Genomic DNA, 10,846 nt, shown 5'->3' with positions numbered 1-10,846 from the left:
TGGCTCGCGTCAGAGTTGTTCGCGGCAGGCGCGGTAGAGGTCCTTCCAGTCGGCCCGCTCCTTGACGACGGTCTCCAGGTATTCCTTCCACACCACCTGGTCCTGCACCGGGTCCTTGATGACCGCGCCGATCAGGCCCGAGGCCACGTCGGCCGAGCGCAGCACGCCGTCGCCGAAGTGGCCGGCCAGCGCCATGCCGCTGTTGATGACCGAGATGGCCTCGGCGGTCGAGAGCGTGGAGGTGGGCGACTTGATGCGCGTCTTGCCGTCTTCGGTCTGGCCGTTGCGCAGCTCGCGAAAGATCTGCACCACGCGGCGCACTTCCTGCAGCGCGGGCGGCTCGGCCGGCAGCGCGAGCGCGCGGCCCAGCTCGCCGACGCGCTTGACGACGATCTGCACTTCCTCGGCCTCGCTCGACGGCACGGGCAGCACCACGGTGTTGAAGCGGCGCTTGAGCGCGCTCGACAGTTCGTTCACGCCCTTGTCGCGGTTGTTCGCGGTGGCAATCACCGAGAAGCCGCGCGTGGCCTGCACCTCGGTGCCGAGCTCAGGCACGGGCAGGGTCTTTTCCGACAGCACGGTGATCAGCGAATCTTGCACGTCGGCCGGGATGCGCGTGAGTTCTTCGACGCGCGCGATCTTGCCCAGGCGCATGGCGTGCACCAGCGGGCTCGGCACCAGCGCCTTTTCCGACGGACCATGGGCCAGCAGCTCGGCGTAGTTCCAGCCGTAGCGCAGCTGTTCTTCGCTGGTGCCGGCGGTGCCCTGAATCAGCATCGTCGAGTCACCGCTCACGGCCGCAGCCAGGTGCTCCGACACCCACGACTTGGCCGTGCCCGGCACGCCGTACAGCAGCAGCGCGCGGTCGGTGGCGAGCGTGGACACGGCGATTTCCATCAGGCGCGAATTGCCGATGTACTTGGGGCTGACCTCGAAGCCGTTGGCCAGCTTGCCGCCCATCAGGTAAGTGAGCACGGCCCAGGGCGAGAGCTTCCAGTTGGCCGGGCGCTGGCGGTCGTCGACCTTCTGGAGCGCTTCGAGTTCTTCGGCGAATTGCTGTTCGGCATGCTGGCGCAGGACATTGCTCATGGACGGCCTTGGGAAGAGGTTGAAAGTGAAGAAGAAGAAGAAGAAGAAGAAGGAAGCGTGGCAACCAGCCGGCGCGCGCGCACGATGCGCGCGGTGTCGGCCAGTGCGTTGGCGAGGCCGGGGCTTTCCTCGGCCGCGCGCGGCAGGTCGGCCAGCAGCGCCAGCGCATCCAGGTGCAGCAGCGCGGCGGCGGTGCCGAGCACCTGGCGCAGCACGTAGTCGTTGACGAGGTCGCCGCGCTCGACGCGCATGCGCAGCGCCTGGGCGATGCGCAGCGACAGCGCGGCCGAGGGCGTGTCGCCGGGCGCGCAGGCCTGGTCGGCAAAGGCGACGACGTCCTGCACGCCCTGCCCCGCATCGCCGAGCTGCGTCGCCCAGTGGCGCTCGCGGCGCTCGCGCGGAAGCAGCGCCAGCAGCGGGCCCACGCCGCCGCGGTGGCCGCGCGGGCGGTCGAGCAGCGCGTCGCACCAGTCGAAATCGGGCGCGGCCAGCACGGCCTCGTTCCAGCCGCGCAGCAGCGCGTCGTGCCAGTCGCCCTTGGCGGCCCAGTCGAGCAATGCAGCGGGCGTCAGGCCGGTGCGCGCGGTCCACCAGGCCAGCGGCATCTGGCGCACCAGCTGGTAGAGCCACCACGCGCGCTCGCCGAGGCTGTCGTGCGTGGGGCGCGCGGCGTCGATGGCGTCGTCCTTCCAGCGCGGGTCGGCGGCCTCGGGGGCGTTCAGTTGCCACGTCGCGCCTTGCGATGAGAGCAAGGGCGCGAGGAAGGCTTCGACGCGCCGCACGTGCGCGCTGGCCGGCAGGCGCTGCAGCAGCTCGACCACGGTCTGGCGCACGTCGCGCGCGCGGTCTTTCAGCTGGGCTTCGAGCAGCGCTTCGTCGTCGGGGCCGAGGTTCTCGGCCAGTGCGCCGAGCAGCTCGACGCGCTCCTTGGCGGGCAGCTGCGGCAGTTCGGCGGCGAGGCGTTCACGCGCGCCGGCCGGGTCGTCGCGGCGTTGCTCGGCCAGCACGGCGCGGCGCTGGTCGATGCTGCCTTCGTCCCAGCGGGTCTGCGAGTCGGCCTGCGCACTGGCGCCGACGGCGTAGCGCCAGTCGTCGTTGCGCGCGGCCAGCCAGCGCCCGCGCTCGCCGAGCGCGAGCACGACGGCGGGCCGCAGCGCAGTGTCGCGGCGGCCGGCATCGAGCGCGGCGGGCAGCAGGCTCGGTGGCAAGCGCCAGCCGGCGGTGGCGAGCACGGCCAGCACCTCGTGCTGCAGGCGCTGCGGGCCGCTGGCGAGTGCATCGGCGATCACGGCGAGCAAGGCGGGGTCGCCGAGCGCGGGGCAGGTGTCGTTCGCGGCAGGCGGTGCGTCGTCAGCAGGCAGGCCCGGCGCGACGAAGCCTGCGCGCCGGCCCACGGCCACGGCCCCAGCGACGCGCAGCAGCACGCCCTGCGCGCTGTCAGCAGGGTGTTGCAGCGCCTGGAGCAGCGCGCCGAAATCGCCGGCCATGCCGTCGGCGGCCGGCATGGGTTGACGTGCGGTGCCGACGAGGGCGGTCTGCAGCAAGGTGTTCCAGTGGCTCATGTGCGTGCTCCGCTCAGGGTCCAGACGGGTGCGCCGGCGCCCTCGGCGGCCCACGCCGTGAGCGGCGCGAACTGCTCGCCGTCCCATTCGCCGAAGACGCGCAGCGGCGCGCCGCCCGAATGCGCCAGCAGCTGCCAGGCTTCGGCCGCGGCCAGCTGCATCGGCAGGGCCTGCGACGCGGCGCCCAGGCGCAGCCACCACTGGTCGCCGTGCCGCGCGGGCACGGCATCGGCCCACACCAGGGGCAGCAGCGGTTGCCACGGGTTCGCCGCGATCTGCTGCGCCATGCGTTGCCATTCACCGGCTTCGTCATTGGCTGCGACAGGCGCTGCGGTCGACGCGGCCTCGGCCGGCAACTCGGCCACCACCGCGCGCTGCGAGGCGTGGCCGGGATAGAAGCACAGCACGGCCGCGCGTTCGCTGCCGCTGACCCAGCCGGTCTCGAAGCCGCGTCCGCCGTGCGAGTAGTCGAGCAGCAGCGCGCGGCGTCCGCTCACGCGGCCCTGCAGCCACACATGGCGTTCGACCAGCTTGGTGTCGCGCTCGTCCAGGCACTGGCCCAGCACGAGCCAGTGGTCGCTCACGCGTTCACCGTCGGCCAGCAGCGCCTCGCGGTCCTGCGGCCAGCCGAGGGCGGCGCGCAGGTCGGCGCGCGTGGCGGGCGAGAGGCTGTCGCGGCGCGACACCGCATCGACGATCAGTTGCAGCCGGCCCAGCCGGTCGAGCAGCCGCGCGGGCCAGCCTTCGCCGGCGCCGATCAGCTCGGCCGCCTGCGTGATGCGCTGGCCGAGCCCCGGCGCCTGCGCGTCGACCATGCGCGCGGCCATGGCGGCCCAGCCTTCGGCCTGCTCGCTGCCGAGCGCGGCCAGGCCGCGCTGGGTCTGGTCGTCGAGCCAGCGCGCGAGTTCCTGCACGCCGGCCTCGATGCGCTTCCAGCGCTGCGCGTCGCGCTTGGCGGCCGCGGCGGGATCGGGCGCGGCCGCCGGTTCGGCGGCGCGGGCTTCTTTCTTCTCGGCCTTCTCGCGGCGCGAGGCGAGCCAGTCGGCCACCCACGGCGGCGGCGCGCCGGCGGTGAAGATGGCTTCGCTTTGCGCGCGCAGCAGCATCAGCGCCAGGCCGTGCTTGCAGGGGAACTTGCGGCTCGGGCAGGAGCAGCGGAACACCGGGCCCGACAGGTCGACCTGCGTCTGGTACGGCTTGCTGCCGCTGCCCTGGCATTCGCCCCAGACGGCGTCGTCGGAATGCCCGAGCGTGGGCCACTTGGCGGGTGCGAGCAGGCCTTTGGCGGCCTTCGCGGAGGCGTCGTCCGGCGCGAGCGCGAGGACGGCTTCGGTACTGAGACTCATGGAAAGGGCAGCCTCGCGCCGGGCCGCGGCGCGGTCAGGGGTGGGAGGGGCGCGACCATCAGGGCGCGATGGGATTGCCGGGCGTGCCTGCTTCGCCGGCCACGACCGCCGTTTTCGCAGCAGAGGGGCGGTAGGACACGCGGGCCGCCGGCACGGGTGCGGCGGCGATCGGTGGCGACGGCGACATGGGCCGCGTGACGCCGGCCTTGGTGACGCTGACAGGCGCGGTGGCCGTTGCCGAAGCAGGCACCACCACGCCAGGCGTCGCCTGCCCGGGCGCTGCCGGCGCCGTCTCGTACGGGTTGTGCAGCACCACGCTCTTGCCGACGCCCACGCCGGTGCCGATCGGCCCGACGCCGACCCCCACGCCGACGCTGGCCGAGCCGGTGACGGCGCCGTTGTCGTGCAGGGCCACGCCCGCGCCGAGCGGGCCCCAGCCGGTGTTCAGGCCGACGGAGAAATTGCCGTCCTTCGTGGCACCGAGCCCGAGCGAGAGCCCGGGCACCAGCGGAATGCCGATGTGATAGTGCGAACAGCCGCCCACCAGAAGCAACAGCAGCAGCGCCGAGGTGGCAGCCGCTGCGCGACGAACGATGCGCGGCCGGGCGTTCACACCAGCAGCGCGTTGACGCGCCTCACGTAGGCGGCCGGGTCGGCCGGCAGGCCGCCTTCGGCCAGCAGGGCCTGGTCGAACAGGATGTTCGCGAGGTCGTCGAAATGCGCGGAGCCTTCGAGCTTCTTCACCAGCGGGTGTTCGGCGTTGACTTCGAGCACGGGCTTGAGGTCGGGCGCGGGCTGGCCGGCCTGCTTGAGCATCCGCGCGAGCTGCGTGCTCATGCCGCCGTCTTCCACCACGAGGCAGGCGGGCGAGTCGACCAGGCGCGTGGTCACGCGCACGTCTTCGGCCTTGTCCTTGAGCGCCTCCTTCAGCTTCTCGAGCAGCGGCTTGAACGACTCGGCGGCTTCCTCGGCGGCCTTCTTCTCGGCTTCGTCCTGCAGCTTGCCCAGGTCGACCGCGCCCTTGGCCACGCTCTGCAGCGGCGTGCCGTCGAACTCATTCAGGTAGTTCAGCGCCCACTCGTCGACACGGTCGGTCATGAGCAGCACCTCGATGCCCTTCTTCTTGAAGACTTCGAGCTGCGGGCTGTTCTTGGCAGCGGCAAGGTTGTCGGCCGTGATGTAGTAGATGGCGTCCTGGCCTTCCTTCATGCGCGCCTTGTAGTCGGCGAAGCTCACGCTCGCGACGTCGCTCGTGGTGGAGGCAAAGCGCAGCAGCTTGGCGATGCGGTCGCGGTTGCCCATGTCCTCGCCCAGGCCTTCCTTGAGCACCGCGCCGAACTCGGCGTAGAACTTGGCGAACTTGCCCGATTCGTCGGCGTACTCGGCGGCAGCTTCGGCGGCGGGGGTGGTGTTCTTGTCGACCACGTCGGTCACGCCTTCGGTCGGCTCGGGGGCGGGCACCGATTCGCCCGAGCCCACGTCGACCTTGCCTTCACCGCTCTCGGGCGCGGTCTTCTGCTTCTTGGCCAGGTCTTCGAGCATCGACAGCACGCGCTTGGTGCTGCCTTCGCGGATGGCCTTCACGTCGCGGCTTTCCTGCAGCAGCTCGCGGCTCACGTTCAGCGGCAGGTCGGCCGAGTCGATCACGCCCTTCACGAAGCGCAGGTAGTTGGGCAGCAGCGCCTCGGCGTCGTCCATGATGAAGACGCGCTTGACGTACAGCTTGACGCCGGCGCTCTTGTCGCGGTTCCACAGGTCAAAGGGGGCCTTGGACGGGATGTACAGCAGCTGCGTGTACTCGGTGCTGCCTTCGACGCGGTTGTGGCTCCAGGCCAGCGGCGCCTCGAAGTCGTGGCTGATGCTCTTGTAGAACTCTTCGTACTGCTCGGCGGTGATGTCCTTCTTGGGGCGGCTCCACAGGGCGTTGGCCTTGTTCACCGTTTCCCACTCGCCGGTCTTCACCATGTCGCCGGGCTGGTCGTTCTCGCCGTCTTTCCACTCTTCCTTTTCCATCAGGATGGGCAGGGAGATGTGGTCGGAGTACTTGCCGACGATCTGCTTGAGCTTCCAGGCGTTGAGGTATTCGTCGGCATCGTCGCGCAGGTGCAGCGTGATGCTGGTGCCGCGCGCGGCACGCGTGATGTCGGCCACTTCGAAGTCGCCGGCGCCACCGCTCACCCAACGCACGCCCTGGTCGGCGGGCAGGCCCGCGCGGCGCGACTCGACCGTGATCTTGTCGGCCACGATGAAGCCCGAGTAAAAGCCCACGCCGAACTGGCCGATGAGCTGTGCGTCGGCCTTCTGGTCGCCGCTGAGGCGGCTCATGAAGTCTTTGGTACCACTCTTGGCGATGGTGCCCAGGTTGTCGATGGCTTCCTGGCGCGACAGGCCGATGCCCTTGTCGGTGATGGTGAGGGTGCGCGCGGCCTTGTCGAACGTCAGGCGCACGTCCAGGTCGGGCTGGTCTTCGTACAGCGCGGGGTGGTCGAGCGCCTCGAAGCGCAGCTTGTCGCACGCGTCGGACGCGTTCGAGATCAGCTCGCGCAGGAAGATTTCCTTGTTGGAGTACAGCGCATGCGTGACGAGGTGCAGCAGTTGCGCGACTTCAGCCTGGAACGGGAGTTTGGTATTGGAGGAATCAGCCATGGGAAAGAAAGGGATCGAAGCCAAAAAATTCTAAGGCGAGCCGCCCGCGACGGGCGGCGGCCTTGCCAACTTTATGAACTGGGGTTGTCGCGCCAAAAAACAACGAGCGCAAGGCCGCGCGAACTTTGTCACACGGCTGTCGGCTCAGCGCCGCGCTTTCAGCGCGGTTGGGATTCGACTTCGCGCGTCCAGCGGTCGATGAGCCGCTTGCGCTCGGCCGCCTTGCCGTATTTCTCGAAGTCGTACTTGATGAGCTTCACGCTCTCCATCGACGGAATGCGCGGATCGGGCTTGAAGGTCTTGTTGGCCGGCGACTGCAGGCTGCCGGCCTTGGCGCCGATGGACTGGCCCGCGGGGCTCATGAGCCAGTCGTAGTAGCGCTTGGCGTTCTCCTTGTTGCGCGCGCCCTTCACGAGCGCGATGCCGCCGATCTCGAAGCCCGTGCCCTCGCAGGGCGCGGCGGTCTTCACCGGAAATTTGTCGTGCCGCCAGCGCTCGAAGCCGAAGATGAAGCTCACGCCGATCGCCACCTCGCCCTTGGCCACGTTGGGCGCCTGGGCCTGGCCGCTGCGCGTGTAGCTGGTGACGTTCTTGTGCAGCTTCTTCAGGTAGTCGAACGCGGGCTCCTCGCCCATCTGCTGCACCAGGCCCGCGATGACGGTGTAGGCCGTGCCGCTGGTGGCGGGGTGCGAAATTTCGATCTCGCCCTTGTACTCGGGCTTGATGAGGTCGGCCCAGCACTTGGGCTCGGCGAGCTTCTTTTTCTTCAGCAGCTCGGTGTTGAAGCCGAAGCCCATGGCACTCGTGTAGAAGCCGCCCACCATGTTCTGCGACATGGCGTACTGGCGCACCGACCAGTCGTGCAGGTCGTTGATGTAGGCCGGCCGGTACGGCTCGAGCAGGCCCTGCTCGGCGGCCTGCAGGAACGGGTCGCCGGTGCCGCCCCACCAGAGGTCGGTCTTGGGGTTGGCGGCTTCGGCGCGCAGCTGCGCACCGATTTCGCCGGTGCCCTTGTGGGCCTGCTGCACCTTGATGCCGGTCTCGCGCGTGAAGGCCGTGGCGGCCGCCTCGCACCAGCCCGCGTCGGTGCTGCACAGCGCGTTGACGGTGCCTTGCGCGGCGGCTTGCGACGCCCCGAGCAGGAGCGCCGTGCCCAGGCTGGCGGTGGCAAGGGCACGCACGGTGTGCCGGGGGGCGAATGAAGGCATGGGCGGGTCTCCTCGTTGTTCGACGTTGTATGAAGGCGCAGGATAGCGCCGGCTTGGGTGCTTGAGGTCAGCGCGCCGCCAGCAGCGGCGGCAGATGTTCCACCAGCCAGTCGATCACCACGCGCGTCTTCAGCGGCAGGTAGCGACTCGGCGTGCGGATCACGTGCAGCGGAAAACCGAAGGGCTCGGGCTCGTCGAACACGCGCACCAGCGTGCCGGCCGCGAGCGCGTCGGCCGCCAGCCAGGCCGGCAACCGCGCCAGGCCCATGCCGCCGATGGCGGCTTCCAGCAGCACCTCGGCGCTGTCGCAGCGCAACCGCGAGGGCAGCGCGGCCTCCACCTCCGTGTCGCCCTCGCGAAAACGCCAGGGCGAGACCTGCCCGTCGCGGGCGTAGTACACGGCTTCGTGCGGCGCGACCAGTGCCGCAAGGTCGCGCGGATGGCCGCGCTCGGCCAGGTACGCGGGCGCGGCGCACAGCAGCATCCACTGCACGCCGACCGGCCGCGCCACGAGGCCCGCGCTGTCGTCGAGTTCGCCGCTGCGGATGGCCAGGTCGAGCCCCTCTTCCACGAGATCGACGCGCCGGTCGTTGAAGGCCAGCTCCAGCGACAGCTGCGGATGCTGGCGCGCCAATGCGAGCAGCAGCGGCCCGACCTTGAGCCGCCCCAGCATCGCCGGCATGCTCAGGCGCACGAGGCCGGCGGCCGTGTGGCGCGCGGCGTCGGTCAGCGCCTCGGCCGCCTCCAGCTCGGCCAGCGCGCGGCGGCAGCGCTCGTAGTAGCCGTGACCTTCCTCGGTGAGGCTCTGGCTGCGCGTGGTGCGCAAGAAGAGGCGCGTGTCCAGCCGCGCCTCGAGCCGCGCGACGCTCTTGGCGACGGCCGAACGGGTGACGTGCAGGCGCTGCGCGGCGAGCGCGAAGCTGCCCGCCTCCACCGCCGCGACGAACTCCTCGATGCCTTGCAGGCGCTGGCTCATTGGATACTTTCAAGCACCATTTTTCGGAAAATTATCCACCACCGGATCGTTTTCATCGTCAATAGCATCGAGGCCGATCTTTTCCGATGGAGCCTTTTCCGATGCAAGAACCCGACGTGCTGCGCCGCTGGCAGCTTCCCCGACTGGGCCGCGCCCACCTCGCACAGGCCGAAGCGCCGATGCCCTCGCCAGGCCCGGGCCAGATCCTCGTGCGCGTGGGCGCGGTGGCGCTCAACTACCGCGACCTGCTCATGGTGCGCGACGGCATGGGCATGGCGCTCGCGCTGCCCTTCACGCCCGGCTCGGACATGGCGGGCACCGTGGTGGCCGTGGGCCCCGGCGTGCGTCGCTTTGCCGTGGGCGACCGCGTGATCAACACCTTCTGGGGCGGCTGGACCGACAGCCACTGGCACGCCGACACCACGCTGCTGGGCGGCCCCGGGCCGGGCATGCTGGCCTCGCACGTGTGCATCGACGCGAACTGGGCCGTGGCCGCACCGGCCACGCTGAGCCTCGAGGAAGCGAGCACGCTGCCCTGCGCCGGCCTCACGGCGTGGTTCGCGCTGGTGGAAACCGGCGCCCTGCGCGCAGGCGAGACGGTGCTGGTCCACGGCACCGGCGGCGTCGCGCTGTTCGGCCTGCAACTCGCGCGGCTGCACGGCGCGCAGGCCATCGTGGTGACGGGCAGCGCCGACAAGCAGGCCGCGGCACGCGCGCTCGGCGCCACGCACGTGCTCGCGCGCGACAGCGACTGGCCCGCCGAAGTGCGCCGGCTCACGCACGGGCGCGGCGCCGACCATGTGCTCGAACTCTCCAGCGGCCCCGACCTCGACCGCTCGCTGCAGGCCGTGAAGCAGGGCGGGCGCGTGTCGATCATCGGCATGCTCGGCGGCGACACGCTGAGCGCGTCGTTCTACGCGATGGTGCTCGGCCGCGTGACGGTGCAGGGCATCGGCGTCGGCCATCGGCGTGCGCTCGAGGAGCTGGTGCGCGCGGTCGATGCGAATGCTTTGAAGCCGGTGATCGCCGCGCGCTACGGCTTCGACGCGCTGCCCGCCGCGCTCGACCATCTGGAACGCGGCGCGTTCGGCAAGGTCGTCGTGACGATGGCATGACGACGATGTGACGCGGCCTCGCCCTCGCCCGACCATTTGCAAATGCTGCAGGGCACAAATCCACAGCATTCGTGAACAGTTGCCGCTAAGCGCGCCGGTTTGCTCGACGCCTCCATTTCCCGTTCCTAGAATGCGGCCCGCGTTCGGCTCCCGCCGTGCGTGCTTTCTCAACTTCAGGATGGAGCGTTATGGAACACAGTACCTACAAAAAGTGGTCTGCAGAATTCATTGGTACTTTCTGGCTCACGCTCGGAGGCTGCGGAAGCGCAGTTCTGGCGGCGGCCTTTCCGGGCGTCGGCATCGGCCTGCTCGGCGTCTCGCTGGCCTTCGGTCTGACGGTGGTCACCGGCGCCTACGCGCTCGGTCCGATCTCGGGCGGCCACTTCAACCCGGCCGTGTCGATCGGTCTGGCCGCCGCGGGCCGCTTCAAGGCCGGGCAGCTGCCGGGCTACATCGTGTCGCAGGTGCTGGGCGCCATCGCGGCGGCCGGCGTGCTGTACCTGATCGCCACCGGCAAGCCGGGCGCGGACATCGGCGGCTTTGCCACCAACGGCTACGGCGAGCACTCGCCCGGCAAGTACGGCATGACGGCCGCGCTGATCAGCGAAGTGGTGATGACCGCCGTGTTCCTGATCGTGATCCTGGGTGCCACCGCCAAGCGCGCGGCCGCAGGCTTCGCGGGCATGGCCATCGGCCTGTGCCTGACGCTGATCCACCTGGTGTCGATCCCCGTGACCAACACCTCGGTGAACCCGGCGCGCAGCACCGGCCCGGCGCTGTTCGGCCCGTCGTATGCGGTGTCGGAACTGTGGCTGTTCTGGGTCGCCCCGATCGTGGGCGCGATCATCGGCGCGGTGATCTACCGCGCACTGCTCAGCAGCAACGACGACTGAGCTGGTAGGTC

General features: G+C 70.1%; 9 protein-coding genes. 2 read left to right on the top strand and 7 right to left on the bottom strand.

All coding sequences use genetic code 11. From position 1 onward, the window contains the following. Positions 1-9: 9 nt before the first annotated feature. The 7 genes from AC57B8_RS10355 to AC57B8_RS10325 all read right to left on the bottom strand — a co-directional run bounded on the left by AC57B8_RS10355 (position 10) and on the right by AC57B8_RS10325 (position 8,827). Positions 10-1,089 (bottom strand): AAA family ATPase, encoded by a 1,080-nt coding sequence (locus tag AC57B8_RS10355; RefSeq protein ID WP_062482644.1) that lies wholly within the window; start codon positions 1,087-1,089, stop codon positions 10-12. Continuing rightward, positions 1,086-2,651, bottom strand: a complete 1,566-nt coding sequence (locus AC57B8_RS10350; RefSeq protein ID WP_496479566.1) for a DUF5691 domain-containing protein — start codon at positions 2,649-2,651, stop codon at positions 1,086-1,088. The genes AC57B8_RS10355 and AC57B8_RS10350 overlap by 4 nt, the downstream gene beginning before the upstream one ends. Continuing rightward, positions 2,648-3,997 carry an SWIM zinc finger family protein gene (locus tag AC57B8_RS10345; RefSeq protein ID WP_496479565.1) on the bottom strand — a complete coding sequence of 450 codons (1,350 nt, stop codon included), beginning with the start codon at positions 3,995-3,997 and terminating at the stop codon, positions 2,648-2,650. Before AC57B8_RS10345 ends, AC57B8_RS10350 begins: the two co-directional genes overlap by 4 nt. Before the next feature lie 58 nt (positions 3,998-4,055). Continuing rightward, complete coding sequence (locus tag AC57B8_RS10340; RefSeq protein ID WP_139700473.1) at positions 4,056-4,610, bottom strand: hypothetical protein; 555 nt, start codon at positions 4,608-4,610, stop codon at positions 4,056-4,058. Beyond that, positions 4,607-6,643, bottom strand: coding sequence for a molecular chaperone HtpG (gene htpG / locus AC57B8_RS10335; protein WP_062480665.1), 2,037 nt, complete (start codon positions 6,641-6,643; stop codon positions 4,607-4,609). Before htpG ends, AC57B8_RS10340 begins: the two co-directional genes overlap by 4 nt. 158 nt (positions 6,644-6,801) lie before the next feature. Continuing rightward, complete coding sequence (locus AC57B8_RS10330) at positions 6,802-7,851, bottom strand: ABC transporter substrate-binding protein (protein WP_496479564.1); 1,050 nt, start codon at positions 7,849-7,851, stop codon at positions 6,802-6,804. A 67-nt stretch (positions 7,852-7,918) separates the two neighbouring features. Then, on the bottom strand, positions 7,919-8,827 hold the full coding sequence (locus tag AC57B8_RS10325; protein ID WP_496479563.1) for a LysR substrate-binding domain-containing protein: 909 nt from the start codon (positions 8,825-8,827) through the stop codon (positions 7,919-7,921). A 101-nt stretch (positions 8,828-8,928) separates the two neighbouring features. Between AC57B8_RS10325 and AC57B8_RS10320 the strand changes: the two genes are divergently transcribed. Then, positions 8,929-9,942 (top strand): zinc-binding dehydrogenase, encoded by a 1,014-nt coding sequence (locus AC57B8_RS10320; protein WP_495265142.1) that lies wholly within the window; start codon positions 8,929-8,931, stop codon positions 9,940-9,942. Positions 9,943-10,130: 188 nt separating this feature from the next. Then, on the top strand, positions 10,131-10,835 hold the full coding sequence (gene aqpZ / locus AC57B8_RS10315) for an aquaporin Z (protein WP_095747097.1): 705 nt from the start codon (positions 10,131-10,133) through the stop codon (positions 10,833-10,835). Positions 10,836-10,846: the final 11 nt, after the last annotated feature.

This window comes from Variovorax sp. BGA-UO-ETr-C22, from assembly GCF_059567965.1.
This window is presented reverse-complemented; position numbering and strand designations above follow the sequence as displayed.

Bases quoted from the DNA above. Each gene is read 5' to 3' on its own strand.
- AC57B8_RS10350 (WP_496479566.1), bottom strand. From the start codon at position 2,651: ATGAGCCACTGGAACACCTTGCTGCAGACCGCCCTCGTCGGCACCGCA.
- AC57B8_RS10355 (WP_062482644.1), bottom strand. From the start codon at position 1,089: ATGAGCAATGTCCTGCGCCAGCATGCCGAACAGCAATTCGCCGAAGAA.
- AC57B8_RS10345 (WP_496479565.1), bottom strand. From the start codon at position 3,997: ATGAGTCTCAGTACCGAAGCCGTCCTCGCGCTCGCGCCGGACGACGCC.
- AC57B8_RS10320 (WP_495265142.1), top strand. From the start codon at position 8,929: ATGCAAGAACCCGACGTGCTGCGCCGCTGGCAGCTTCCCCGACTGGGC.
- AC57B8_RS10325 (WP_496479563.1), bottom strand. From the start codon at position 8,827: ATGAGCCAGCGCCTGCAAGGCATCGAGGAGTTCGTCGCGGCGGTGGAG.
- AC57B8_RS10330 (WP_496479564.1), bottom strand. From the start codon at position 7,851: ATGCCTTCATTCGCCCCCCGGCACACCGTGCGTGCCCTTGCCACCGCC.
- htpG (WP_062480665.1), bottom strand. From the start codon at position 6,643: ATGGCTGATTCCTCCAATACCAAACTCCCGTTCCAGGCTGAAGTCGCG.
- aqpZ (WP_095747097.1), top strand. From the start codon at position 10,131: ATGGAACACAGTACCTACAAAAAGTGGTCTGCAGAATTCATTGGTACT.